General features: G+C 66.9%; 24 protein-coding genes. 9 read left to right on the top strand and 15 right to left on the bottom strand.

Translation table 11 applies throughout. The annotated features are described in order from the left end of the window. Positions 1 to 322: 322 nt before the first annotated feature. The 4 genes from MJ122_RS19030 to MJ122_RS19020 form a co-directional block, all read right to left on the bottom strand. Positions 323 to 1,021: an anaerobic ribonucleoside-triphosphate reductase activating protein gene (locus MJ122_RS19030; RefSeq protein ID WP_239745637.1), complete on the bottom strand. Its 699-nt coding sequence runs from the start codon at positions 1,019 to 1,021 to the stop codon at positions 323 to 325. Continuing rightward, positions 1,018 to 1,164, bottom strand: coding sequence for an anaerobic ribonucleoside-triphosphate reductase (nrdD, locus tag MJ122_RS30070; RefSeq protein ID WP_015479043.1), 147 nt, complete (start codon positions 1,162 to 1,164; stop codon positions 1,018 to 1,020). The genes MJ122_RS19030 and nrdD overlap by 4 nt, the downstream gene beginning before the upstream one ends. A gap of 43 nt (positions 1,165 to 1,207) precedes the next feature. Beyond that, positions 1,208 to 3,226 carry a ribonucleoside triphosphate reductase gene (locus tag MJ122_RS19025; RefSeq protein ID WP_275590743.1) on the bottom strand — a complete coding sequence of 673 codons (2,019 nt, stop codon included), beginning with the start codon at positions 3,224 to 3,226 and terminating at the stop codon, positions 1,208 to 1,210. 157 nt (positions 3,227 to 3,383) lie between these two features. Next, a complete protein-coding gene (locus MJ122_RS19020; protein ID WP_239745635.1) occupies positions 3,384 to 4,814 on the bottom strand; it encodes a PLP-dependent aminotransferase family protein in 1,431 nt (476 codons plus the stop codon). 263 nt (positions 4,815 to 5,077) lie between these two features. On the opposite strand from MJ122_RS19020, the gene cbpA reads away from it, so the two are divergent. Further along, the gene (gene cbpA, locus MJ122_RS19015; RefSeq protein WP_239745633.1) at positions 5,078 to 6,046 is read left to right on the top strand and encodes a curved DNA-binding protein; all 969 of its coding nucleotides are present in this window, start codon (positions 5,078 to 5,080) and stop codon (positions 6,044 to 6,046) included. Continuing rightward, on the top strand, positions 6,043 to 6,345 hold the full coding sequence (locus tag MJ122_RS19010) for a chaperone modulator CbpM (RefSeq protein ID WP_239745631.1): 303 nt from the start codon (positions 6,043 to 6,045) through the stop codon (positions 6,343 to 6,345). The genes cbpA and MJ122_RS19010 overlap by 4 nt, the downstream gene beginning before the upstream one ends. A 9-nt stretch (positions 6,346 to 6,354) precedes the next feature. Here MJ122_RS19010 and MJ122_RS19005 read toward each other — a convergent pair whose 3' ends face one another. Both MJ122_RS19005 and MJ122_RS19000 read right to left on the bottom strand, forming a co-directional pair. After that, positions 6,355 to 7,107, bottom strand: a complete 753-nt coding sequence (locus MJ122_RS19005) for a hypothetical protein (protein ID WP_239745629.1) — start codon at positions 7,105 to 7,107, stop codon at positions 6,355 to 6,357. 158 nt (positions 7,108 to 7,265) lie between these two features. After that, entirely contained in the window at positions 7,266 to 7,826 is a 561-nt protein-coding gene (locus MJ122_RS19000; RefSeq protein WP_239745627.1) for an NAD(P)H-dependent oxidoreductase, read from the bottom strand. A gap of 183 nt (positions 7,827 to 8,009) precedes the next feature. On the opposite strand from MJ122_RS19000, the gene MJ122_RS18995 reads away from it, so the two are divergent. From MJ122_RS18995 to MJ122_RS18985, 3 genes are read left to right on the top strand one after another with little or no spacing between them, the layout of a single operon-like run. After that, complete coding sequence (locus tag MJ122_RS18995) at positions 8,010 to 8,750, top strand: NAD(P)-dependent oxidoreductase (RefSeq protein WP_239745844.1); 741 nt, start codon at positions 8,010 to 8,012, stop codon at positions 8,748 to 8,750. After that, positions 8,747 to 9,241 (top strand): cupin domain-containing protein, encoded by a 495-nt coding sequence (locus MJ122_RS18990; protein ID WP_088416259.1) that lies wholly within the window; start codon positions 8,747 to 8,749, stop codon positions 9,239 to 9,241. Before MJ122_RS18995 ends, MJ122_RS18990 begins: the two co-directional genes overlap by 4 nt. A 35-nt stretch (positions 9,242 to 9,276) precedes the next feature. Continuing rightward, complete coding sequence (locus MJ122_RS18985) at positions 9,277 to 10,131, top strand: arylamine N-acetyltransferase (RefSeq protein WP_239745626.1); 855 nt, start codon at positions 9,277 to 9,279, stop codon at positions 10,129 to 10,131. Here MJ122_RS18985 and MJ122_RS18980 read toward each other — a convergent pair. The 8 genes from MJ122_RS18980 to MJ122_RS18945 form a co-directional block, all read right to left on the bottom strand. After that, complete coding sequence (locus tag MJ122_RS18980; RefSeq protein WP_239745624.1) at positions 10,098 to 10,772, bottom strand: hypothetical protein; 675 nt, start codon at positions 10,770 to 10,772, stop codon at positions 10,098 to 10,100. The two genes, MJ122_RS18985 and MJ122_RS18980, sit on opposite strands and share 34 nt — an antisense overlap. A gap of 121 nt (positions 10,773 to 10,893) precedes the next feature. Continuing rightward, the gene (locus tag MJ122_RS18975; RefSeq protein ID WP_239745622.1) at positions 10,894 to 11,349 is read right to left on the bottom strand and encodes a DUF2214 family protein; all 456 of its coding nucleotides are present in this window, start codon (positions 11,347 to 11,349) and stop codon (positions 10,894 to 10,896) included. A gap of 30 nt (positions 11,350 to 11,379) precedes the next feature. Beyond that, complete coding sequence (locus MJ122_RS18970) at positions 11,380 to 12,423, bottom strand: sensor domain-containing diguanylate cyclase (RefSeq protein ID WP_239745620.1); 1,044 nt, start codon at positions 12,421 to 12,423, stop codon at positions 11,380 to 11,382. 18 nt (positions 12,424 to 12,441) lie between these two features. Continuing rightward, positions 12,442 to 13,791, bottom strand: coding sequence for an MATE family efflux transporter (locus tag MJ122_RS18965; protein ID WP_239745618.1), 1,350 nt, complete (start codon positions 13,789 to 13,791; stop codon positions 12,442 to 12,444). A gap of 65 nt (positions 13,792 to 13,856) precedes the next feature. Continuing rightward, positions 13,857 to 14,258: a YkgJ family cysteine cluster protein gene (locus MJ122_RS18960; protein WP_239745617.1), complete on the bottom strand. Its 402-nt coding sequence runs from the start codon at positions 14,256 to 14,258 to the stop codon at positions 13,857 to 13,859. A gap of 90 nt (positions 14,259 to 14,348) precedes the next feature. Further along, positions 14,349 to 14,897 (bottom strand): isopentenyl-diphosphate Delta-isomerase, encoded by a 549-nt coding sequence (gene idi, locus MJ122_RS18955; RefSeq protein ID WP_239745615.1) that lies wholly within the window; start codon positions 14,895 to 14,897, stop codon positions 14,349 to 14,351. Then, on the bottom strand, positions 14,894 to 15,475 hold the full coding sequence (locus tag MJ122_RS18950) for an NUDIX hydrolase (RefSeq protein ID WP_239745613.1): 582 nt from the start codon (positions 15,473 to 15,475) through the stop codon (positions 14,894 to 14,896). Before MJ122_RS18950 ends, idi begins: the two co-directional genes overlap by 4 nt. A gap of 77 nt (positions 15,476 to 15,552) precedes the next feature. Next, positions 15,553 to 16,002: a DMT family transporter gene (locus MJ122_RS18945; RefSeq protein WP_017520596.1), complete on the bottom strand. Its 450-nt coding sequence runs from the start codon at positions 16,000 to 16,002 to the stop codon at positions 15,553 to 15,555. Between the two features lie 127 nt (positions 16,003 to 16,129). On the opposite strand from MJ122_RS18945, the gene MJ122_RS18940 reads away from it, so the two are divergent. Beyond that, positions 16,130 to 16,531 (top strand): SRPBCC family protein, encoded by a 402-nt coding sequence (locus MJ122_RS18940; RefSeq protein WP_239745610.1) that lies wholly within the window; start codon positions 16,130 to 16,132, stop codon positions 16,529 to 16,531. Between the two features lie 165 nt (positions 16,532 to 16,696). On the opposite strand, the gene MJ122_RS18935 is transcribed toward MJ122_RS18940, so the two are convergent. Then, positions 16,697 to 18,721 carry an NADPH-dependent 2,4-dienoyl-CoA reductase gene (locus MJ122_RS18935; protein ID WP_239745608.1) on the bottom strand — a complete coding sequence of 675 codons (2,025 nt, stop codon included), beginning with the start codon at positions 18,719 to 18,721 and terminating at the stop codon, positions 16,697 to 16,699. 190 nt (positions 18,722 to 18,911) lie between these two features. Here MJ122_RS18935 and MJ122_RS18930 point away from each other — a divergent pair, with 190 nt between their 5' ends. From MJ122_RS18930 to fdxH, 3 genes are all read left to right on the top strand, one after another. Next, positions 18,912 to 19,100: a hypothetical protein gene (locus MJ122_RS18930; protein ID WP_088416269.1), complete on the top strand. Its 189-nt coding sequence runs from the start codon at positions 18,912 to 18,914 to the stop codon at positions 19,098 to 19,100. Positions 19,101 to 19,253: 153 nt separating this feature from the next. Next, positions 19,254 to 22,331 carry a formate dehydrogenase-N subunit alpha gene (fdnG, locus tag MJ122_RS18925; protein ID WP_239745606.1) on the top strand — a complete coding sequence of 1,026 codons (3,078 nt, stop codon included), beginning with the start codon at positions 19,254 to 19,256 and terminating at the stop codon, positions 22,329 to 22,331. Between the two features lie 8 nt (positions 22,332 to 22,339). Further along, positions 22,340 to 23,272, top strand: coding sequence for a formate dehydrogenase subunit beta (gene fdxH, locus MJ122_RS18920; RefSeq protein WP_239745604.1), 933 nt, complete (start codon positions 22,340 to 22,342; stop codon positions 23,270 to 23,272). Positions 23,273 to 23,318 lie beyond the last annotated feature (46 nt).

The following is a 23,318-nucleotide window of genomic DNA, read 5'->3' as shown; positions in this document are numbered from 1 at the left end:
GGTAAGTGAAAAGCCCCGCTTCGGCGGGGCTTTTGTTTTTCTGTCGGCGGCGACGGAGCTGACTTGCAGGAGCGCGCACTGCGCGCGATCGCGGGCATAGCCCGCTGCACAATTTGGGATTCCTCTGCGGAGGCTTGCCCTCTCCCTGAAGGGAGAGGGGACTGGATCGGTACCGGCTGAAACCAATGCGTCAGCCGGCACAGACGGCTCCCTCTCCCTTCAGGGAGAGGGCTGGGGAGAGGGGGGAAACCCCCAGGCACGGACTCGCAGGAGAAGACAGTTGCTCCTACAGGGGCAACAGGTGTCACGAAGTGCGGGGCGTTCAGGTGTCGCGCAATTCGAAGCGTGGGAACAGCGCATAAAGCTCCCGCCAGAGATCGATGGCGCCATGGGGCGCCGGCGTGGCGATCAGCTCGGGATCGAGTTGCCGACCGCTGCGGGCCAGCTGCACGACGAAGTTATCCACACCCATTCCGCGCAACCGAAAGGCCAGTCGACGCAGGCGTTCCAAGTCGAACAACTGCCAGTGCACGGTGGTGCGGCATTCGTACTCCACGCCGCTGTCCAGCAACAGTTCCAGGCTGCGCCAGTTGGCCAGTCCGCTGCCTTTCGCGCCGGTAATGGCGTCCATGGCCTCGGCCAGCCCCTTTACGTCGAAGCCGACCCAGTCGGCCTGGGGCAGCGCGCGGGCGAAGGCTTCCGGGCGGATGCCGGCGCTGTGCAGCCCGGCGCGAAAACCCATCTCGCGCACGCTGGCCATGGCTTGCGGCAAAGCGCTCTGCAGCGTTGCCTCGCCGCCGCTGAATACCACGGCCTGCAGCAGGCCCTGGCGTCGCCGGAGGAAGGCGAGGATCTCGTTCCAGTGGATCTCGGCTTCGCCGCGCGGCGGAATCAGTTCCGGGTTGTGGCAGTAGCGGCAGCGCCACGCGCAGCCCTGGCAGAACAGTACACAGGCGAGCAGGCCGGGATAGTCCAGGGTGGTCAGGGGCACCAGGCCCCCGACCCTGAGCGTGCTGCTCATCGCGTCTCGCGGAAGTGGCGGCGCTCGCGGTGCTCGGATTGCTTGCCGGCGTTGAACGCTGTCACCGGGCGGTGATAGCCCATCACACGGGTCCATACCTCGCAGCGCTGGCGCTGGCTTTCGGGTAGTTGGTTCGCAGTCATCGGTGGTGCTCCTTTCTGTTGCGTGGATAAGAGTGAAAGAGGGTCAGCCGACACAGCAGTTGCTGGACGCAGCGTTCCGCAGCGCAGCTTCGTCGCAGCGCGGGCAGAACTCGTGTTCGCCGGCGAGGTAGCCGTGGACCGGGCAGATGGAGAAGGTCGGCGTCACCGTCAGGTAGGGCAGGCGGAAGCGCCCGAGGGCGGTGCGCACCAGGGTCTTGCAGGCCTCGGCGCTGGAGATGCGCTCGGCCATGTACAGGTGCAGCACGGTGCCGCCAGTGTATTTGCACTGCAGGGCGTCCTGCAGTTCCAGCGCCTCGAACGGGTCGTCGGTAAGGCCCACCGGCAACTGCGAAGAGTTGGTGTAGTAGGGCGCTTCCGGTGTGCCGGCCTGGAGGATGTCCGGGTGGCGCTTCTGGTCCTCGCGGGCGAAGCGGTAGGTGGTGCCTTCGGCTGGCGTGGCTTCCAGGTTGTAGAGGTGCCCGCTGTCCTCCTGGAAGCGCACCAGCCGCGCCCGTACATGGTCCAGCAGCTCCAGCGCCATCTGCCGGCCGACCTCGGTGTGCAGGCCTTCGCGGTCGTCGGTGAAGTTGCGCAGCATCTCGTGCAGGCCATTCACGCCGATGGTGGAGAAGTGGTTGCGCAGGGTGCCCAGGTAGCGCTTGGTGTAGGGGTACAGCCCGGCGTCCATGTGCTGCTGGATGACCTTGCGCTTGACCTCCAGGCTGTCGAAGGCCAGCTCCAGCAGATAGTCGAGTTGCGCGTAGAGGGCGGCAGCGTCGCCGCGATGGCGATAGCCCAGGCGCGCGCAGTTGAGGGTCACCACGCCCAGCGAGCCGGTCTGTTCCGCCGAGCCGAACAGCCCGTTGCCGCGCTTGAGCAACTCGCGCACATCCAGCTGCAGGCGGCAGCACATGGAGCGCACCTGGTTGGGCTGCATGTCCGAATTGAGGAAGTTCTGGAAGTACGGCAGGCCGTAGCGCGCGGTCATTTCGAAGAGGCGCGTGGCATTGTCGCTGTCCCAGGGGAAGTCGTGGGTGATGTTGTAGGTCGGGATCGGGAAGGTGAACACCCGGCCGTGGGCGTCGCCGGCCTGCATCACCTCGATGTAGGCGCGGTTGATCAGGTCCATCTCGGCCTGCAGCTCACCGTAGGCGAAGGGCATCTCCACGCCGCCGATGTAGGGAATCTGCTCGCGCAGGTCCTCGGGGCAGACCCAGTCGAAGGTCAGGTTGGTGAAGGGCGTCTGGGTGCCCCAGCGCGACGGCACGTTGAGGTTGTAGATGAACTCCTGGAGCGCCTGGCGCACCTGTTGATAACTCAGGCCGTCCTTGCGTACGTAGGGCGCGAGGTAGGTGTCGAAGGAACTGAAGGCCTGGGCGCCGGCCCATTCGTTCTGCAGGGTGCCGAGGAAGTTGACCATCTGCCCCAGCGCGCTGGAGAGGTGCTTCGGCGGCCCGGCCTCGACCCGTCCTGGCACGCCGTTCAGGCCCTCGCTGAGCAGGGTGCGCAGCGACCAGCCGGCGCAGTAGCCGGCGAGCATGTCGAGGTCGTGGATGTGCAGGTCGGCCTCGCGGTGGGCGACGGCGATGCCTTCGCTGTACACCTCGTCCAGCCAGTAATTGGCGGTGACCTTGCCGGACACGTTGAGGATCAGCCCGCCGAGGGAATAGCCCTGGTTGGCGTTGGCGCGCACCCGCCAGTCTTCCCGCGAGAGGTATTCGTTCATCGACGCGGCGACGTCCACCAGCGTCTTGCGTTCGCGGCGCAGGCGACCGTGGCGTTCGCGGTAGACGATATAGGCGCGGGCGGTGGGGTAATGGCCGGCCTCCATCAGGGCGCGCTCGACCACGTCCTGCACCTGCTCCACGTCCAGGTCGTTCTGCGCCGGCAGGCGGGCCAGCACGCGCCGGGTCAGCTCCTGCGCATGGGGCGCGGTGAACTCGCCGCAGGCCTCGCCGGCAGCGGCGATGGCGCGTTCGATCTTGCTCGGGTCGAAGGCGGCGAAGCTGCCGTTACGCTTGCGCAGGCTGGTGGGAAGAAGGGCGGTTCGTGTCAGAGGCATTGGCTTTGTTCCACAACATGCTGTGTCTCGATGGATTCAAGACAACAAGATGTTGTGGGAATCTAGCGGCTTCGTCCGTAGGAAAATTGACCTCGGTCAACGTCACCTGTCAGTCAATTTTTGCCATCGGAGGTATTGACCGCCCCGCACTCCGAAATCAGCCGAGCAAGGGCGCCAGCCGCTCTGCCAGGCGCCCGGCGAACTGCTCGTCGGCGACATTGGTGAAACTCATGATCAGTGCCGGCTCGCGCCTGGCTTCCACGCACCAGGCGTTCAGCGCCTGCAGGCCGAGGCCCTCGGCGTGGGCGCGGCGGGCGACGGCGAGGTCGTCCTGGTCCAGCGCGCCGATCAGGTGCAGGCCGCCGGGCGTGTCGGCGAAGCGCAGGCGCTCGCCGAGGCGTTCTTCCAGCGCGCTGCGCAACCATTGGCGGCGCTGGGCATAGAGCGTGCGGGTGCGCTTGAGGTGGCGGGCGAAGTGGCCTTCCTGCATGAAATCGGAGAGGGTCGCCTGCAGCAGCTCCGCGCACCCGGAGGAGAACACCTGCTGGGCACGCACGAAGTCTTCCACCAGTTCCGCCGGCACCACGAGATAGCCCAGGCGCAGGGCAGGATAGAGCACCTTGCTGAAGGTGCCGGTGTAGAGCACGCGGCCGGCGCGGTCGAGGCTCTTCAGTGCCGGTAGCGGGAAGCCGGCGTAGCGGTATTCGCTGTCGTAGTCGTCCTCGACTATCCACGCGCCGCTGCCCGCCGCCCAGTCCAGCAGGGCCAGGCGGCGCGGCAGGCTCAAGGCAACGCCGGTGGGGCTCTGCTGCGACGGGGTGACCAGCGCGAAGCGGGCATCCGGCGCATGGGCGATACCGTCCTCCACGCCCAGGCCATCGGCGTCCACCGCGACGGGTACCGGCACGCCGCCGGCACGGCGCAGCAGTTCGCGGCCGCGCGGGTAGCCAGGGTCCTCGTGCCAGAAGCGCTGGCCGGGTTCGAGCAGGGTGCGGCTGATCAGGTCCAGCGCGCCCTGGTAACCCGCGCAGATGAACACTTGCGCGGGGTCGCAGACGATGCCGCGGGAGATGCCCAGGTAAGCGGCGACCGCTTCGCGCAGCGGCCCATAACCGCAGGGTTCCGGATAAGCCAGCATGGACGCGCTCTGCTGGCGCAGCCGCCGCGCGCACAGGCGTGCCCAGAGTGCGCGGGGAAATGCGTCCAGCGCCGGTACGCCAAGCTGGAACGGCCGCAGGCTCGGGCCATGGGCTATCAGGCCGGGCAGGGTGCGCTCGACGGTATCCGGCGCGACCGCCACGGCCGGCGCGCTGGCCGTGCGCCCCGCCAGCTGCGGCGAGACCACGGTGCCGGCCGGTCCGCGCGCCAGCAAATAGCCTTCACTGGTCAGCAGTTGGTAGGCCAGCTCCACGGTGCCGCGCGCCACGCCCAGTTCGCCCGCCAGCCCGCGCACCGGCGGCACGCGCTCGCCCGGGCGCAGCGCGCCACGGGTGATGGCATCGCGGATGCGCTCGTAGAGCTGCCGGTAGATCGGCAACTCCTGGCTGGGGTCCAGCGGTTGGCGGAACGAATCGACGGGTGCGGTCATGGCCTATCCAGGGCGGGAAAAGTTCCGGAAGACGACTATGCCATGACCGGCATCAAGTCGTCCCGGCGGTCGCGATGCAGGATCAGCGTCTAGGCTTGCAGGCAGTGTTGAAAAGCAGGGCTCGCGACTCCATCTGTTGTTGCAGAACCCGCTTTTTTCCACCTGTTCGCCTCGCAGCGCGCGCAGCAGTTCCGGCTGCCCGCGCGAATCCCCGTGTCCCAGGCGCCGACAGGTCCAACGCATGTGAGGAGTGACCGCTACCGATGGAATTCAAGGACTATTACGCCGCGCTCGGGGTCGAGCCCGATGCCGACGAGAAGGCGATCAAGACCGCCTACCGCAAGCTCGCGCGCAAGTACCATCCGGACGTCAGCAAGGAGCCGGACGCCGAGGCGAAATTCAAGGACGTTTCCGAAGCCTACGAAGTGCTGAAAAGCCCGGAGAAGCGCGCTGAATATGACGAACTGCGCCGCTATAGCTCGCAGGGGCCGCAGTTCGAGGCGCCGCCCGGCTGGCAGCCGCGCGGTGGTTTCGACGGCCCGTCGCCGGGGCACGAACAGGACTTCAGCGACTTCTTCGAGCAGATCTTCGGCAGCCGTGCCGGCGGCGCTCACGCAGGCTTCGGCGGTGCGCGCCAGCCGCAGGCCCATCGTGGCCAGGACGTGGAGATGGAGGTCCCGTTGTTCCTCGAGGAAACCCTCTCCGGCGACAGCCGGCCCATCAGCTTCAGCCTGCCCAGCTACGACGAATACGGCCGCAAGCTGCCGCCACAGAACAAGACGCTGAACGTGAAGATTCCCGTGGGCACCGCCGACGGCGAACGCATCCGCCTCAAGGGGCAGGGCGCACCGGGCATCAACGGCGGGCCGGCGGGCGACCTGTACCTGGCGATCCGCCTGGTGCCGCACCCGGTCTTCGACGTGGAGGGCCGCGACCTGATCGTCACCGTACCGGTGGCGCCCTGGGAAGCGGCGCTCGGCGCCAAGGTGGAAGTGCCCACGCTGAGCGGGCGGATCAACCTCGGCGTCCCGGCCAACAGCCAGGCCGGCCAGCGCCTGCGCATCAAGGGCAAGGGCCTGCCGAACAAGGGCGAGGCCGCTGCCGGCGACCTCTACGCGGTGCTCAAGGTGGTGATGCCGAAGACGGCGGACGAAGCGACCCGCAAACTCTGGGAAGAACTGGCTGCCAAGGCGGCCTTCGACCCCCGTGCCGATTGGGGTAAACGCGCATGACGACGACAGTGATGGTGGTGGACCTCGACGAGCTCTGCCAGTCGGTGAACCTCCCCCGCGACGTGCTCGTCGAGATCGTCGAGGTGGGCATCGTGGAGCCCCGCGAACAACGCGCAGGGCATTGGGTCTTCGATTACCAGGCGGTCAGCGTGGTGCGCCGTGCGGTGCGCCTGCGCCGCGAGTTCGAGCTGGACTGGCCGGGCATCGCCCTGGCGCTGCGCCTGCTGGACGAGGTGGATGAGCTGCGCGCGGAGAACCGTTACCTGCGCCAGCGCCTGGCGCGATTGCTGGAGGAATAGCGGCCGGCGTTACTGCAGCGCGGCCGCGGCCTGGTCCAGCGGGATGAACTGCACCAGGCCGAGGATCGGCGCGGCGAGGATGCCCTGCACATAGTTGATGCCGCTGCGGCGCAGGCTTTCATGGGTCATCTGCGCCAGCAGCTCCAGGCGGCCGATCATGCGGCCGAACTCCCGCTCGAACGACAGGTTGCGTCCGCTGCTGCTGATCTCGTTGGAGAGCAGTAGCGGCTGGCCGTTGCTGTCGGTGCGACTGGCCAGCAGCCAGGCGGCTACCTCGATGTTCCAGGCCGCGTTGGCGGTCATCTGCGCGTTCAATCCACTGAGCAGATGCTGCGTGTCGGTTCCGCCGTAAAGCTCGAAGAGCATGCTGCCCATCCCGTAGATCAGCGTGCCGGCCCGGTCCCCCTGGAAGTCGGGAGCGAAGGCCAGGGGAAGCACGTCCACCGACTTCCTGCCGTCCAGCCCCGGCAGCGGCTGTTGATTGCGGATGGCGTCCATGACTCGCTGGTGAGCCTGTTCACGCGAAGTCGCGCCTGTTTTCTTCCATTGGCCGGGATTGCGCTTGTAGAGCTTGTCGAGCAGCAGTGACAGGCTGTCGAGGTTGTCGCGCATCGCCAGGTTGGCGGCGCGGTTGGCGTCGTTCTGCAACATCTGCCCGGAGCTGAAGCCTTCGCCGTCGACATCCTTCTTCACCGGTGGCGAAGAGCAACCGGCGAGCAGGGTCAGAGCAAGCAAACAGGATGAGATAGGGCGCAGCAGCATCGGAGGTCCGGGCGCGGGAGTCGGGCCTGAACCTTGGCTTGGGGGAGGATGTGGAGCCAGCCGGAAAGATGGCGAATGCCAGGCGCCGCAGCGACCTGCCAACGGTTACTCAGAATGGCGGGTAAGGGAATGCGCCGGCGGGCCGGCGCTTCGGGAAATCAGCGGGGCTGGTTCTGTTCGATCCAGCCGGCGAAGGCGTCGATGATGCTTTGCAGGAAGGGCTGGGTTTTCTCCGACAGCTTGCCGGCTTCGTCGAAGAAGCCGCCGGCGCCACCCAGGTAGGCTTCGGGCTGCTGCAATACCGGCATGTTGAGGAATACCAGCGACTGGCGCAGGTGATGGTTGGCACCGAAGCCGCCGATGGCGCCCGGCGATGCGCTGACCACGGCGCAGGGCTTGGCATTCCACGCGCTCTTGCCATAGGGGCGCGAGCCGACGTCGATGGCGTTCTTCAGCACGCCGGGCACCGAGCGGTTGTATTCGGGAGTGACGAAAAGCACCGCGTCGGCGCGGGCGATGCGCTCGCGAAAGGCCGTGTAGCTGGCGGGTGGAGCGCCCACGTCGAGCTCTTCGTTGTACAGCGGCAGGTCGCCGATCTCCACGATTTCCAGTTTCAGGTTGGCCGGCGCCAGGCTGGCAAATGCCTTGGCGATCTTGCGGTTCAGGGATTCCTTGCGCAGGCTGCCGACGACCACGGCAACATCGAAGACTTGGCTCATGACGACTCCTCAGGATCGGGGTATTGAGCCGTTTGTTATAGACGATGGGCGTGACATTGCGTGGACATGGATCAAGCTTCGACAATCATGTCCCAGTCGTTCTGCATGATCTTGGCTCTGTGGGGTGGGGCATCGCGTGGCTAGAGTGGCGACATGTTCCGCACTGTCCGATTCGAGGTCCCCATGTGCATGAAAGTCTTCTTCGCCGGCGCCAGTGGCGCCATCGGTCAGCGCCTGCTGCCGATGCTGCTGGAGCGCGGTTACCAGGTGCTGGCGATCAGTCGCTCCGCGCAGCGGGCCGCCGCGCTGGAGGCCGCCGGCGCGCGCGCGAGGGTACTGGACGTCTATGACGCGCCGGCCCTGCAGGCCGCCATGCTGGAGTTCCAGCCGCGCTGGGTGATCCACCAGCTCACCGATCTGCCGGCCGGTCTCGACCCGGCCCTGATGCCTGCCGCCCAGCCGCGCAATGCACGTCTGCGTCGTGAGGGCACGGCCAACCTGGTTGCGGCAGCTCGCGCGGCCGGCGTGGAGCGCATGGTGGCGCAGAGCATCGCCTGGGCCTATGCGCCGGGGGAATTGCCGCTGCACGAGGAGCAACCGCTGGACCTTGGCGCCGAAGGTCCGCGCGCCGTCAGCGTCGGCGGCGTGGCGGCGCTGGAAGAGGCCGTGCTCGGTGCCCGGCCGGTGGAGGGCATCGTGTTGCGCTACGGTCGGCTCTACGGGCCCGGTACGGGCGCAGATGCGGCTGATCCGCGGCTGGCCGTGCACGTCGACGATGCCGCCCGCGCCGCGCTGCTGGCGCTGGAGTGGGGCGCGCCCGGCGCCTACAACATCGCCGAACAGGACATCGAAGTCAGCTCGGCCAGGGCGCGCCATCGTCTGGGCTGGCAACCGGGGTTTCGCCTGGCGGGAGTACTGGCATGAACTTCGCGCTGACGCGTGAAGCGCGTACCGGCGTGGCGCTGGCGGCTGCCGTGGCCGCTGGCGCACTGCTCTGGCAGCCTGGGTCGCGGCCGGTGCTGAGTCTTGCCCAGAGCCATGCCGGGCACGCCGCCAGCACGCGCCCGGCCACCCAGGTGACGACCCTGTCCTGCGAGCCGCTGGCCGATATGCCCGGCAAGGTCGTGACCACGCTGCAGGTGGATTTCCCGCCCAACGGCTACACCCCGGCGCACCGCCATCCCGGCGCGGTGACCGCCATCGTGCTCAGCGGCCAGGTGCGCTCGCGGATGCAGGGCCTTCCGGCGCAGACTTACGGTGCGGGCCAGACCTGGTTCGAGCCCAGCCGCGAACTGCATCTGTTCGCCGAGAATCCCAGTGCCAGCGAGCCCGCGCGATTGCTGGCGGTCATCGTCAGCGACGACGGCTGTGGTCCGCTGGTGATTCCCGAGCCGACCCTTGAGCACCACTCTTGACCACTACCCTTGATACGTCGCGAAAGGAGATTCGCATGACCCCGCTCACTCCCTTCAGTGCTGCCCAGCTCGACGCGACCCTGGCGCGCCTCGGCATGCCCGCGGAGCGCCCGGCGCCGACGCTGGCGAACCTCGACCGGCTGATTGTCGCGGCGCTGCATCACCTGCCTTTCGAGAACCTCGACGTGCTGCTGGACAAGCCCATCCGGATCGAGCCGGACGCGGTGTTCGCCAAGGTCGTCGAACGTCGGCGTGGCGGCTACTGCTTCGAGCTGAACAGCCTGTTCGCCCGCCTGCTCGCCAGCCTGGATTACCGCGTGACGCTGCTGGTGGCGCGGGTGCGCTGGGGATTGCCGGCGGATGCGCCGCTGACGCCGCAGACCCACCTGCTGCTGCGGGTCGATCTGGCCGAAGGGCCGCATCTGGTCGACATCGGCTTCGGCGGTCCGGCCTCGCCGCGCGCGCTGCCTTTGCGGGTGAACCAGGAATTGGCCGGCGGCTGGCGCATTGCCGGTTCTCTCGACGGCGAGCTGGAGATGGCGACGCGCTCAACGTCGTCCTGGCAGACGCTGTATCGCTTCACCCTGGAGCCGCAAGACTGGGCCGATTACACCATGCGCAACTGGTACACCTCGACCTACCCGCAGAGCGTGTTCCGCAACTCCCTGCGCGTGGCATTCAGCCAGGCGGGGGCGCGGCTGTCGCTGTTGAACGGGCACTTCACGCGACGCAACACAGACGGTTCGGTCGAGCAGCGCGCCATCGACAGCATCGATGACCTGTTGGACGTGCTGGACAGGCAGTTCCTTCTGCACGCCGGCGATCTCGATGGCGGGGCGCTGCGCAGCCGGCTGGCTCAGTTGCTCGACTCCACGGCGCTCAGGGTCTGATCGTTGTCCCGACCGGCGCTGGCAGGGACATCCGGCGCGACACCGATGGCCAGGCGCACGGTGCGGCCGGGCAGCTCGTCGCGCTGCAGCTCGCCTCCGGGTTTGCCGGCGAACCAGCTGCCATTGATGTCCGAGGCGTGACATTGCAGCTGGCGCTCGCCGCCCGCTGCGTCCGGCAGCAGCCAGCGGCAGCGGCCGTCGAAGATGCGCGTTCCCTTTTTCGGCATCCCGCGGATGCCGGCGGGGAGGCGGTCGCGGATGGACAGGTGGGCGAAGCTGATGTCGGGCGCCACGGCGTCCTGGGGATGGGTGGCCGATTCGCCGTCCATCTCCAGACGGATATGGCTCAGCACACGTGTGCAACCTCCGCTGCGAAGGCTCAGGGGCACCGCGTAGCTGACCCGGTAGGGCCGTTCGCTGTGTCCAGGCGTGGCGAAGATGCGCCGGTTGAGGTCGTCGCCTGCGGAAGCGTCGCAGTGGTGGCCTTCGGGAGGGGAGTAGCGCGCGTCACCCACCAGGCTGAAATCCCCGGGAAGGTCCGCTTCCAGGGTGAACTCGTTGCTGGCGCAACCGCCCAGGGCAAGGGCCGCCAGCGTGGGCAGCAGGCGCCGGGCAATGCGGCGGAGGGGGCGGGAAGGCATGGAATGTCCTGCGGCAGCCGAAACTGCGCGGGAGCATCCGTCGATCGGTCAAGCAGCTGAATCGGATTACTCTGCTCTGGATGTAGGAATGCGGCCAGGCGGACGGGCGTTACGCCGTCGTTCAGCCGATCATCCCAAAGCCGCGCGCCATCAAGCTCGCCAGCAGCGGCAGGATCATCAGCGCCAGCAGCTCCACGCGGATGGTCATGATCACCAGCTTCGCCTGGCGTTCGCTGGGCACCGGGACGCGCCCTGCCTTGAACTCGTTGCGCCAGTTGAGGAAGGTCATGGTCGGCAGGATCGACAGCAATGCCACCAGCACGAACAGACCGATCTTGGCGTGGAACAGGCTGTTGTGCAGATAGTAATCCGCGCCCTTGGCGAACCAGACCACCCGCGCCGCGCCGGTCAGCAGCACGACGCCGGCGCAGGCGCCGTAGGCCAGGTCGACAATCACCAGGCTGCGCGCCCGCGACAAGTCCAGCGGCAGGCGGAACAGCTGGTGCTCCAGCACCAGCAGGGCGAACAGGATGAAGATCGACAGGTAGTGCAGGTAAGCGGCGATGGCTTGGGCCATGGTTGGGTCCTCTGCTGGGGCCTTTGCGGATCAGGCTGAAGCTGGCGGCGAGCTGAAACTCACCCGGTCACGCCCGGCCTGCTTGGCACTGTAGAGCGCGGCATCGGCGCGTTCCAGTGCCTGGTCGACCTGCTCATCGCCAGCCAGCAGCGTGCAGCCGATACTCAGGCTGACCGGCAGCGGGCCGTTGGCCAATGCCACGGGTTCATTGCCGATCAGCTGGCGCACGCGCTCGGCGATCCGTTGCAGCTCCTTACTGTCCTTCACCCGCAACAGGGCGACGAATTCCTCGCCGCCCTGGCGCACCAGCAGGTCGTCCGGGCGCAAGGCGGCGCGCAGGCGCCGGGCGCATTCGCGCAGCACCTGGTCGCCGGCCGCATGGCCGTGCCTGTCGTTGATGGATTTGAAATGGTCGAGGTCGGCGTAGATCACTCCGAGCTCGGCCTGGTGCTCCCGCGCCAGGCGGCATTCGCGGTCCTGGAAGGTGGCCAGCGCGCCGCGGTTCCACAACTGGGTCAGCGGGTCGAGCAGGGCCTTGCGCTGTTCGCGGTCCACTTCCACGCGCAGGTCGCGGTTGCTCTGGATCAGGCTGCGCAGTTGCAGGTAACCCTCGGCGAGCGTGGCGAGATCGCGGAAGTTCGCCTGCTGTGCGGCGCTGAGGGTGCGCGGCCGAGGGTCGACCATGCACAGCGTGCCGATGGCCTGGCCATTGCCGGCGCGCAGCGGGCGGCCGGCGTAGAAGCGGATATAGGGCGGGCCGAGCACCAGCGGATTGTCGGCAAAACGCGGGTCGCGCTTGGCGTCGGGCACCAGCAGGGTGCCTTCGCTGAGAATGGCGTAGCCGCAGAAGGAGACGTCACGCTTGGTCTCGCTGGCGTCCAGCCCGACCTTGGCCTTGAACCACTGACGGTCCTGGTCGATCAGGCTGATCAGCACGGTGTCGACCTGTGCCAGGTCCTGGGTGAGCTGCACCAGCGTATCCAGGTAATGCTCGGCCGGGGTGTCGAGCAGGTTCATCGCATCCAGAGTCTGCTGACGCAGGGACTCGTCAGTGGGAATGGGACAAGCCGGCATGGATTCTCCTCGAGAGATTCAGGGGCTGGCGGGCGCCTGCCAGGCGTCCTGGCGCGTCAGTCGCCAGGCATAGGCCGCGAGGATCAGTCCGCGCAGCAACATGAAGCATAGGAAGGTTAGCCACAAACCGTGATTTCCCCAGCCCTGCAGCGCAAGGCCGAGCGGCAGGCTGGCGGCACAGGCGAGCAGCATGGCGTTGCGCATCTCGCGAGCCCGCGTGGCGCCGATGAACAGACCGTCGAGCAGGTAACTCCACATGCCGATGAGCGGCAGGCAGGCGAGGTAGGGCAGGTAGTGGTCGGCGGTGGCGCGCACTTCCGGGATGTCGCTCTGCAGGGCGATGAACAGGTGGCCGAAGATGGAGAAGAAGGCGACGAACAGCAGACTGGCGATCAGCGACCAGCCACACGCGACCACCAGCGAGCGGCGCAGCGCGGTGCGGTCGCGGCCGCCGATGGCGTGGCCGCACAGCGCCTCGACGGCGTGGGCCAGGCCGTCGAGGGCGTAGGCCGTGACCATCAGGCCGTTGAGCAGCAGCGCGTTGGCCGCCACCGTGGCGTCGCCCAGGCGTGTGCCCTGCACCGTTAGCAGGAAGAACACGCCCTGTAGCGCCAGGCTGCGGATGAAGATGTCGCGGTTGACCATCAGCAGCGGCCGCCAGCTGGCCCAGGCGCGCAGGCGCGACCAGTCCGGCTGGCCGGGAAAGCGCCGCAGCGAGCCACGGGTCAGCGCCAGACCGAGCAGCGCGCCGCCCCATTCGGCGGTCACTGCGGCCTTTGCCGCGCCGGCGACCCCCCAGTCCAGGCCCATCACGAACCACAGGCTGAGCACGATGTTGATGAGGTTGGTGGTCAGCAGGATCGCCAGCGGCGCGCGGGCGTTCTGCGTGCCTAGGAACCAGCCGACCAGCGCATAGGTGGCCAGCGCTGCGGGCAGGCCGAACAGGCGGATGTGGAAGAACTCGCGGGCCAGCACATCCAGCTCGGGGGACGGGCGCATCAGCGCCAGCGCGGGGCCGGTCAGCGGCACCGCCAGCAGGCCGAGCAGCAAGGCAAGGCCGAGAGCCAGCAGCAGGCCCTGGCCGAGAATGCGCCGCAGCGCTCCACCATCTTCACGCCCGGCAGCCTGGGCGGCGAAGCCGGTGGTGCCCATGCGCAGGAAACCCAGCACACCCACCAGCAGGGTGTAGAGCCCGCCACCGACCGCCACGGCGCCAAGCTGGTGGGCGTGCGGCAGGTGGCCGATCACCGCGCTGTCCACCAGGGTGACCAGCGGCACGGAGACGTTGGAGAGGATCATCGGCGCGGCGAGCGCCCAGACGCGACGGTGGGTCGGCGAATGCCGCCAGGCTTCGAGCAGGGAATTCATGAGGGGGCTCCTGAGCTGGCGCGCAGTATAGCGAGCCGGGAGCCCCTCGCTTCAGCCAGCCGAGATCAGCCGGTCTTCTTGCGGTAGGCGCAGTAACCCGGACGCGGGCCGACCTGGGGGTGGTTGCGGCAGGTGTCCGGGCGCTTGGCGTAGACGCTGCAGAGGCGCGTCCTGGGATCGAGGAAGTAACAGTCGCCGTTGCTGGTGCGGGTCAGGGTGAAGATGCCGCTCTTCTGGTTGAAGCGCTCGACGATGCCTTCCTTGAGCAGGCGCTTGGCGATGTTCTTCGCCGGCTCGTCGCGCTCGAATTCGTCGACGACGCCGATACGAATCAGGTCGTTGACCTTCACTTCCGCCGGCATGGTGCAGCAGGTGGCGTTGCAGTCCTTGCACAGGCCCGAGGTGTACTTCGCCCAGGTTTCCAGGCGGTCCAGTTCGGCGTTGGCGATCAGCGGTGGTTTTCTCATGGCGGCAAGTCGGTGCGGTGGTGCGAAGGCGCGCATCATAGTGGTCGGCGCGAAGAATTGCGCGGCCTTTCGTCTAGCGGGCTGCCGGGCTCAAGCGGTCGAGAGTGCCGACAGCCCGCCGTGGTTTCGAAGGTGGTCCTTGAACGCCGGGTAGCAGATCAGGAACCACGGCGTGAAGCGCTCGGGTTGCGCGGCCATCTCCTGCTCCAGGTCAGCCAGGGCGACGTAGCGGAAGTCGTCTGCCTCTTCGGGATCGGGTTGCGGCCGTTGGTCGTCCAGGGCCGCGAAGATGTGGCCAAACTCGTTCTCGGTCATGCCCCCTGGCAGCTCCAGGCAGTAGCTGAACTCGAACTGCTTGTGCAGCGGCACGCGCACACCCATCTCTTCGAACAGCCTGCGTTCGGCGGCAAGCCTGGCGGCTTCGTCCGGATAGGGATGGCCACAGCAGGTGTTGCTCCACAGGCCGCCACAGTGGTACTTGCCCGCCGCGCGGCGTTGCAGCAGCAACTTGCCGGCGCGGTTGAAGACATAAACCGATATGGCGCGGTGGCGCAGGCCGCGCCGATGGGCTTCGAGCTTCTCCATCGTGCCGGTCGGGTTGTCGTGTTCGTCGACCAGGATCACCTGGATGTCGCTCATGGCGCCGCTCCTTCGTCATGGCTGAATTGCAACCGTCCCAGGCGCATCAGCCCCAGGAACAGGCAGCTCAGGTGGCCGTTATCCAGCAATGCGCCGTCGAGCAGTCGGGCCTCGACCTCGTGCAATGGGATGGTCAGCACTTCAAGATGCTCGTCGTCTTCCGGTCGCGGTGCGCGCAGGGATTCTCCGCCGATGGCCAGGAAGGTATGCAGGCGGTTGTTGTGAGTGCCGGGGTTGGGCGACAGCGACATCAGCGGTTCGATCCGCTCGAAGACATGGCCGGTTTCCTCCAGCAGCTCGCGGCGGATGGCGTGTTCACGGTCGATATCGTCCGGCTTGATCCAGCCGCCGGGCAGTTCCAGCACCCAGTCGCGGACACCATGGCGGTACTGGCGCACCAGCAGCAGTTCACCGTGGCGGGTGATGGCCGTGGCGCTCACCCAGTCCGGGTACTCGAGGATATAGGCCGTCTCTTCGGTCTGCCGGTCGGGCCAACTCAGGCTGTCGCGGCGGAGGCTGAACGCTCGCGAACTGAATACTTGCTCGGCGGTGTCGCCGTATCGCGGGTGCTTGTCCATGGTGCGCCTCGGCACGGTCCGTGTCCCAGAAGGATAGCCAGGGCAGCCGCGCCGTCGGCGCCATTCGTCGGTACCGGTCAGCCCTTGCGGATCATCCAGATGCCAACGGCGATGGCGGCCATGCCGGCGATCTTCAGGGCGCTCACCGGCGCTTCCTTGAAACCGGCCCAGCCGAAGTGGTCCAGCGCCAGCGCCATGCCCAGCTGGCCGGCAAGCACCAACACCATGAACATCAGCGCGCCGACGCGCGGTGCGGCGAAGGCGGCGATGAAGATGAAGAACATCCCCAGGAAGCCGCCACACCACTGCCACCAGGGCATCCCGCGCATTGCCGCGAGGCTGGGGAATTCGCGGTTGGCCAGGGTCAGCGCGAGCAGGCCGAGCATGCCGACGAAGAAGGAAATCAGCGCGGCGGCCAGCACGCTGGACACCTGCTTGGCCAACTGGCCGTTGATGCCGGCCTGAAGTGGCAGGCAGGCGCCGGCGATCAGCGGCAGAACGAACAACCACCAGGGCGGCGTAGGCATGGGAAACTCCGGAAAGGGTCGCAAAGCAGGGCAGCCAAGGGCTGGCCTGCGGTCGATCGAGAATGGTCAGCCGCGTAGTATGCACCAGATGCGGAGCATCGCTCCCGCCCCGATGGAGGTCCTGACCATGGCCACCCGCGTTTCCCGCGTGCTGAGCGTTCGCATCGAGCGGCCGCGCGATGCTGCTTACGATTTCCTCGCCGAGCCGAAGAATTTTCCCTACTGGGCGTCCGGCCTGTGCAACGCCATCGAACCGCTGGACGATGGTCTGTGGCTGGCGCAGACGCCCCAGGGCCCCATGCGCGTGCGCTTCTCGCCGCGCAATGCGTTCGGCGTGCTGGACCATGACGTGTTGCCCAAGCAGGCACCGGCAGTCCATATCCCGCTACGGCTGATCGCCAATGGCGATGGCTGCGAGCTGCAACTCACCCTGCTGCGCCAGCCGCAGATGGACGACGCCACCTTCGAGCGCGACGCGCAGTGGGTGGAGCGTGATCTACAGGCGATCAAGGTGTTGCTGGAGGGCTGACTGCTCTCCGGCTCGTCCAATGGTTGCAGGATGAGCATGAGTAGGAGGGTGTGTAGCGCAGCGATACCCATCAACTCTTCACCCGAGCAGCATGGGTATCGCTGCGCTCCACCCATCCTACGTTGAAGGACGCCGGAAACGTCGGTGGGCGCCGATCCTGGGCGGTTACAACCGCGCGGCGAGTTCCGCGCCTTCGCGGATCGCCCGTTTGGCATCCAGCTCCCGCGCCACGCTGGCGCCGCCTATGACGTGGTAGCGAAGGTTCTGCGCCGCGAGCGTCGGTTGCAGTTCCAGCAGCGGCTCCTGGCCGGCGCAGATCACCACGTTGTCCACCGCCAGGCATTGTTCCTGGCCGTCGATGCGCACATGCAAACCGTCATCGTCGATGCGCAGGTATTCCACTCCGCCGAGCATGCGGACGCCGTGATGCTTGAGGTGCGCACGGTGCACCCAGCCGCTGGTCTTGCCCAGCCCGGCGCCGGGTTGGCCGGCCTTGCGTTGCAGCAGCCAGAGTTGCCGGCGGGGTGCCGCGGCGACCGGCGGGATCAATCCGCCACCCGTGGCGTTGTCCAGGTCTATGCCCCACTGGCCGAGCCATTCCCCCAGCGGTTGCGGACCTTCGCGCTCGGTCAGCAGGAAGCTGGCGACGTCGAAGCCGATCCCGCCTGCACCGACCAGCGCGACCTTCTCGCCTACCTGCGCGCCGCGCAGCACATCGAGGTAGCTGAGCACCTTGGCGTGGCCGATTCCCGGAATCGACGGCGTGCGCGGCTGGATGCCGGTGGCGACTATCACCTCGTCGTACTCGCCGCTCAGTTCGCCGCGCCTGATCCGCCGGCCCAGTTGCACCTCGACGCCCAACTCACCCAGGCGCGCAGCGAAGTAGCGCAGTGTTTCGCAGAACTCCTCCTTGCCGGGCACCCGCTTGGCCAGGTTGAACTGCCCGCCGATCTCGTCGGCGGCTTCGAACAGCGTCACCCGGTGGCCGCGCTCGGCTGCGACACAGGCGGCGGACAGCCCGGCCGGCCCGGCGCCGATCACCGCGATGCGCTTGTGAACGCGTGCCTTGCGGTAGCGCAGTTCGGTCTCGAATCCCGCACGGGGATTGACCAGGCAACTGGCGCGGCGGTTGGCGAAAGCGTGGTCCAGGCAGGCCTGGTTGCAGGCGATGCAGGTGTTGATCGACTTCGCGCGGCCGGCGGCGGCCTTTTCCACGAACTGTGGGTCGGCCAGCAGCGGCCGGGCCATGGAAACGAGATCGGCGTGGCCATCGGCGAGCAACTGCTCGGCGACTTCCGGCGTGTTGATGCGGTTACTGGCTATCACCGGCACGCGCAGTTCGCCGCGCAGGCGCGCGGTGACTTCGGCGAAGGCCGCGCGCGGGACCGAGGTGACGATGGTCGGCACCCGTGATTCGTGCCAGCCGACGCCGGTGTTGAGCAGGTCGATGCCGGCGCCTTCGAGGGCTCGCGCAACGGTGCGCACCTCGTCCCAGCTGTTGCCGCCTTCCACCAGGTCGAGCAGCGACAGGCGGTAGCTGATGAGGAAGCGCTCGCCCAGCGCGCGGCGGATGCGGCGGACGATCTCCAGCGGCAGGCGCATGCGGTTGCCCAGATCGCCCCCCCAGCGGTCTTCGCGCTGGTTGGTGCGCGGGCAGAGGAACTGGTTCAGCAGGTAGCCTTCGCTGCCCATGATCTCCACGCCGTCGTAACCGGCGGCGTGGGCGAGCCTCGCGCAGCGCACGAAGGCGGCAAGGGTGCGCAGGATGCCGCGCTCGGACAACTCGCGCGGGGTGAACCAGCTGATCGGTGATTTCACCGGCGAGGCCGAGACCACCAGCGGGTGATAGCCGTAGCGCCCGGCGTGGAGGATCTGCAGCAGGATGCGCCCGCCCTCGCGGTGCACCGCCTGGGTCAGGCGCCGGTGCGCCGGCACCTGCAGGCCGCTGGTCAGGCTGCTGCCCAGCGGCAGTAGCCAGCCTTCGCGGTTGGGCGCAAAGCCGCCGGTGATGATCAGCCCGACGCCGCCGCGCGCCCGTTCGCGGTAATAAGCAGCGAGCTTGCCGAAATCCCACAGGCGGTCTTCCAGCCCGGTGTGCATCGAGCCCATCACCACGCGGTTGCGCAGCTGGAGGTGGCCCAGGTCGAGCGGAGCGAGCAGGTGAGGGTAGGGCGAGGCGGCAGACGACATGGCAACGCTCTTGGCAATCAGGTCATGCCACCCTAATCGGCAACGCGCGCCTTGGTTAACGGCCCGGCTGCCGGGCCGTTCGGGCATTTCGGTCAAGCGCATCGGGTTGACAGCCGCGCCACAGGTTCCAGACTGACTCCCATGGCAGGGCCTCGTGGCCCGAACGCTGGCTGAAGTGACGGAGGTCGTCATGAAAGCGATAAGAAAAAGACATGCGCGCCATTACCTGCTCGCTGCCCTCATCGGCGTGGCCCTGCTCGGGCTGCACGAATCCCTCCAGCCGGACCGCGCGCAATCCGCCTGCCGCGGGGACGGCCAGAGTATCTCCTGTGCCTACCCGCCCGTTGCCCATTTGGGGGTACTCGGCAGCACGTTCTGAGTGACGCACTGACGCGCGTCAATGCGCCGCAAAGCCTCCGCGTGCAAGGTCTGCCCCGCTCAAAGCTGGCGCATTGCGCCCGCTTGGCTATCTTTTAAGCGGCAAGGGTCCGGCCATGTACCGGACGTACGCTGCCTGATCAGGAGACGCACGATGGATATGAACCGTCGGCAATTTTTCAAGGTCTGCGCCGTGGGCCTTGGAGGATCGAGCCTGGCGGCACTCGGGGTTGCGCCCCCGGATGCCTTCGCCGACCAGATCCGCCACTTCAAGCTTGCGCGCACCGTCGAGACCCGCAACACCTGCCCCTACTGCTCGGTGGGTTGCGGCATCCTCATGTACAGCCAGGGCGACGCGGCGAAGAACGTCGCGCAGAACATCATCCACATCGAGGGTGACTCCGATCACCCGGTCAACCGTGGCACCCTCTGCCCCAAAGGCGCTGGTCTGCTCGACTTCGTACACAGCCCCAACCGCCTGAAGTATCCGGAAGTTCGCGAAGCCGGCTCTTCCGAGTGGAAGCGTGTCGGCTGGGACGAGGCGCTGGACCGCATCGCCAAGCTGGTGAAGGAAGACCGCGACGCCAACTTCATCGAGAAGAACGCCCAGGGCCAGACCGTGAACCGCTGGCTGACCACCGGCTTCCTGGCCGCATCGGCGTCTTCCAACGAAGCGGGCTACATCACCCACAAGGTGATGCGTTCCCTGGGACTGCTGGCGTTCGACAACCAAGCGCGTGTCTGACACGGCCCGACGGTGGCAAGTCTTGCCCCGACGTTTGGCCGTGGAGCCATGACCAACCATTGGACCGACATCAAGAACGCCGATCTGATTCTGATCATGGGCGGAAACGCCGCTGAAGCGCACCCGTGCGGCTTCAAGTGGGTGACCGAAGCCAAGGCGCACAACAAGGCGCGCCTGCTGGTGGTCGACCCGCGGTTCACCCGTTCCGCTTCGGTGGCCGACTATTACGCGCCCATCCGCACCGGCACGGACATCGCCTTCCTCGGCGGCCTGATCAATTACCTGCTGGAAAACGACAAGTACCAGAAGGAATACGTGCACAACTACACCGACGTCTCCTTCATCGTGAAGGAAGGCTTCGGCTTCGACGACGGGCTGTTCAACGGCTACGACGCGGAGAAACGCACCTACCCGGACAAGTCCTCCTGGCAGTACGAGCTGGGCGAGGACGGTTTCGCCAAGGTCGACCCGACCCTGACGCACCCACGCTGCGTGTTCAACCTGATGAAACAGCACTACAGCCGCTATACGCCGGACGTAGTGAGCAACATCTGCGGCACGCCCAAGGACATGATGCTCAAGGTGTGGGAGGAAATTTCCACCACCGCGGCGCCGACCAAGGTCATGACCATCATGTACGCCCTGGGCTGGACGCAGCACTCGGTAGGCGCGCAGATGATCCGCACCGGTGCGATGGTCCAGCTGCTGCTGGGCAATATCGGCATGCCCGGCGGCGGTATGAACGCCCTGCGCGGCCACTCCAACATCCAGGGCCTGACCGACCTGGGATTGCTGTCCAACTCGCTGCCCGGTTACCTGACCTTGGCTGGCGACGCCGAACAGGACTACAACGCCTACATCACCAAGCGCACCAGCAAACCGCTGCGCCCGGGGCAGTTGTCCTACTGGCAGAACTACCCGAAGTTCCACGTCAGCCTGATGAAGGCCTGGTTCGGCAAGTCCGCCACCAAGGAGAACAACTGGTGCTACGACTGGCTGCCCAAGCTGGATATGCCCGGCGCCGGCTACGACGTGCTGCGCTACTTCGACATGATGTACCAGGGCAAGGTCAATGGTTACTTCTGCCAGGGCTTCAACCCCATCGCCTCCTTCCCCAACAAGGCCAAGGTCAGCGCCGCGCTCGCCAAGCTGAAGTGGATGGTGGTGATGGACCCGCTGGCGACCGAAACCTCCGAGTTCTGGCGCAATGCCGGCGAGCACAACGACGTCGACACCCAGGCCATCCAGACCACGGTGTTCCGCCTGCCCACCAGTTGCTTCGCCGAGGAAGACGGCTCCATCGTCAACTCCGGCCGCTGGCTGCAATGGCACTGGAAGGGCGCCGAGCCGCCGGGCGAGGCACGCACCGACATCGCCATCATGAGCGGCCTGCTGCACCGCCTGCGCGAGGCCTATCGCAAGGACGGCGGCAAGTTCCCCGACCCGATCCTCGGGCTCGACTGGCCGTACCTGACGCCCGATGAGCCGACCCCCGAGGAAATCGCCAAGGAGTACAACGGCAAGGCGCTGGCAGACCTGGTCGACCCGAACAATGGCATGGTCCTGGCGAAAGCCGGCGAGCAGTTGCCCGGCTTCGCGCTGCTGCGCGACGACGGCAGCACCGCCAGCGGCTGCTGGATCTTCGCCGGCTCCTGGACGCAGACGGGCAACCAGATGGCCCGCCGCGACAACAGCGACCCCTACGCCATGGGCCAGACCCTGGGCTGGGCCTGGGCGTGGCCGGCCAACCGGCGCATCCTCTACAACCGCGCCTCGGCGGACGTCAGCGGCAAGCCGTGGGACCCGGTGAAGAAGCGCCTGGTGTGGTGGAACGGCAAGGCCTGGGGCGGCACCGACGTGCCCGACTACAAGGTCGACGTACCGCCGGAAGCCGGGATGAACCCGTTCATCATGAACCCCGAGGGCGTGGCGCGTTTCTTCGCCGTCGACAAGATGGCCGAAGGCCCGTTCCCCGAGCACTACGAGCCGTTCGAGACGCCGATCGGCGTCAACCCGCTGCACAAGAATCCGCAGGCGATCAGTAGCCCGGCGGCGCGGGTGTTCAAGAACGACATGGAGCTGTTCGGCACGGCGAAGGAGTTCCCCTATGCCGCGACCACCTACCGGCTCACCGAGCACTTCCACTTCTGGACCAAGCATTGCCGCCTGAATGCCATCGTCCAGCCGGAACAGTTCGTCGAGATCGGCGAGGCACTGGCCAAGGAAATCGGCATCAAGGCCGGCGACCGCGTGAAGGTCTCCTCCAACCGCGGCTTCATCAAGGCGGTGGCGGTGGTGACCAAGCGCATCCGTCCGCTGCAGGTCAACGGCCAGACCGTGCACCACGTGGGCATCCCCCTGCACTGGGGCTTCTCCGGAGTCGCCCGCAACGGCTACCTGACCAACACCCTGACCCCCTTCGTGGGCGACGGGAATACGCAGACGCCGGAGTTCAAGTCCTTCCTCGTCAACGTGGAAAAGGCGTGAGGTGAATCATGAGTAGTCAAGACATCTACGCCCGCTCCGCCACGACCTTGCCGTCACCCTCGGTGCGGCACGAGCAGGAAGTGGCCAAGCTGATCGACGTGTCCAAGTGCATCGGCTGCAAGGCCTGCCAGGTCGCCTGCTCGGAATGGAACGAGCTGCGCGACGAGGTGGGCCACAACCACGGCACCTACGATAACCCGATCGACCTCACGGACCAGTCCTGGACGGTCATGCGCTTCACCGAGCATGAGAACCCGGCCGGCAACCTGGAGTGGCTGATCCGCAAGGATGGCTGCATGCATTGCGAGGAGCCCGGCTGCCTCAAGGCCTGCCCGAGCCCCGGGGCGATCGTGAAGTACGCCAACGGCATCGTCGACTTCAACCAGGACCACTGCATTGGCTGCGGCTACTGCATCACCGGCTGCCCGTTCAACATCCCGCGCATCTCGCAGAAGGACCACAAGGCGTACAAGTGCACCCTGTGTTCCGACCGCGTGGCGGTGGGCATGGAGCCGGCCTGCGTGAAGACCTGCCCGACCGGCGCCATCGTCTTCGGCACCAAGGAAGACATGAAGGAGCACGCCGCCGAGCGCATCGAGGACCTGAAGTCCCGCGGCTTCGAGAATGCTGGCCTGTATGACCCTGAAGGGGTGGGCGGTACGCACGTCATGTACGTACTGCACCACAACGACCAGCCCTCGCTGTACGCCGGCCTGCCCGACAAGCCGGCCATCAGCCCGATGGTCAGCCTGTGGAAAGGCCTCACCAAACCGCTGGGCCTGCTGGCCATGGCGGGCGTGGTGCTGGCCGGGTTCTTCCACTACACCCGCGTCGGCCCCAACCGGGTCGAAGAGGACGAGGAAGACAAGCCCGACCCGCAGGCGCCGGTGCACAAGGTCGACCCTTCGGTGCATGACTATGATCCGCGTACTCCACGCTGAGCCCGCACGCCGAACTGCCCCCTCTCCCTTCAGGGAGAGGGTTGGG

The organism is Pseudomonas sp. DP-17 (genome assembly GCF_022380625.1).
Taxonomy (GTDB): domain Bacteria; phylum Pseudomonadota; class Gammaproteobacteria; order Pseudomonadales; family Pseudomonadaceae; genus Pseudomonas; species Pseudomonas nitroreducens_A.
This window is presented reverse-complemented; position numbering and strand designations above follow the sequence as displayed.

What these genes read in the sequence shown, in the direction of transcription:
- MJ122_RS19030 (WP_239745637.1), bottom strand. Translation starts at nt 1,021, where the DNA reads ATGAGCAGCACGCTCAGGGTCGGGGGCCTGGTGCCCCTGACCACCCTG.
- MJ122_RS18960 (WP_239745617.1), bottom strand. Translation starts at nt 14,258, where the DNA reads ATGAGAAAACCACCGCTGATCGCCAACGCCGAACTGGACCGCCTGGAA.
- MJ122_RS18970 (WP_239745620.1), bottom strand. Translation starts at nt 12,423, where the DNA reads ATGCCGGCTTGTCCCATTCCCACTGACGAGTCCCTGCGTCAGCAGACT.
- MJ122_RS18990 (WP_088416259.1), top strand. Translation starts at nt 8,747, where the DNA reads ATGAACTTCGCGCTGACGCGTGAAGCGCGTACCGGCGTGGCGCTGGCG.
- MJ122_RS18930 (WP_088416269.1), top strand. Translation starts at nt 18,912, where the DNA reads ATGAAAGCGATAAGAAAAAGACATGCGCGCCATTACCTGCTCGCTGCC.
- idi (WP_239745615.1), bottom strand. Translation starts at nt 14,897, where the DNA reads ATGAGCGACATCCAGGTGATCCTGGTCGACGAACACGACAACCCGACC.
- MJ122_RS19005 (WP_239745629.1), bottom strand. Translation starts at nt 7,107, where the DNA reads ATGCTGCTGCGCCCTATCTCATCCTGTTTGCTTGCTCTGACCCTGCTC.
- MJ122_RS18950 (WP_239745613.1), bottom strand. Translation starts at nt 15,475, where the DNA reads ATGGACAAGCACCCGCGATACGGCGACACCGCCGAGCAAGTATTCAGT.
- MJ122_RS18965 (WP_239745618.1), bottom strand. Translation starts at nt 13,791, where the DNA reads ATGAATTCCCTGCTCGAAGCCTGGCGGCATTCGCCGACCCACCGTCGC.
- MJ122_RS18995 (WP_239745844.1), top strand. Translation starts at nt 8,010, where the DNA reads ATGTGCATGAAAGTCTTCTTCGCCGGCGCCAGTGGCGCCATCGGTCAG.
- nrdD (WP_015479043.1), bottom strand. Translation starts at nt 1,164, where the DNA reads ATGACTGCGAACCAACTACCCGAAAGCCAGCGCCAGCGCTGCGAGGTA.
- MJ122_RS19020 (WP_239745635.1), bottom strand. Translation starts at nt 4,814, where the DNA reads ATGACCGCACCCGTCGATTCGTTCCGCCAACCGCTGGACCCCAGCCAG.
- fdxH (WP_239745604.1), top strand. Translation starts at nt 22,340, where the DNA reads ATGAGTAGTCAAGACATCTACGCCCGCTCCGCCACGACCTTGCCGTCA.
- MJ122_RS19010 (WP_239745631.1), top strand. Translation starts at nt 6,043, where the DNA reads ATGACGACGACAGTGATGGTGGTGGACCTCGACGAGCTCTGCCAGTCG.
- MJ122_RS18980 (WP_239745624.1), bottom strand. Translation starts at nt 10,772, where the DNA reads ATGCCTTCCCGCCCCCTCCGCCGCATTGCCCGGCGCCTGCTGCCCACG.
- MJ122_RS18985 (WP_239745626.1), top strand. Translation starts at nt 9,277, where the DNA reads ATGACCCCGCTCACTCCCTTCAGTGCTGCCCAGCTCGACGCGACCCTG.
- MJ122_RS19000 (WP_239745627.1), bottom strand. Translation starts at nt 7,826, where the DNA reads ATGAGCCAAGTCTTCGATGTTGCCGTGGTCGTCGGCAGCCTGCGCAAG.
- MJ122_RS18975 (WP_239745622.1), bottom strand. Translation starts at nt 11,349, where the DNA reads ATGGCCCAAGCCATCGCCGCTTACCTGCACTACCTGTCGATCTTCATC.
- MJ122_RS18935 (WP_239745608.1), bottom strand. Translation starts at nt 18,721, where the DNA reads ATGTCGTCTGCCGCCTCGCCCTACCCTCACCTGCTCGCTCCGCTCGAC.
- MJ122_RS18940 (WP_239745610.1), top strand. Translation starts at nt 16,130, where the DNA reads ATGGCCACCCGCGTTTCCCGCGTGCTGAGCGTTCGCATCGAGCGGCCG.
- cbpA (WP_239745633.1), top strand. Translation starts at nt 5,078, where the DNA reads ATGGAATTCAAGGACTATTACGCCGCGCTCGGGGTCGAGCCCGATGCC.
- MJ122_RS18945 (WP_017520596.1), bottom strand. Translation starts at nt 16,002, where the DNA reads ATGCCTACGCCGCCCTGGTGGTTGTTCGTTCTGCCGCTGATCGCCGGC.
- MJ122_RS19025 (WP_275590743.1), bottom strand. Translation starts at nt 3,226, where the DNA reads ATGCCTCTGACACGAACCGCCCTTCTTCCCACCAGCCTGCGCAAGCGT.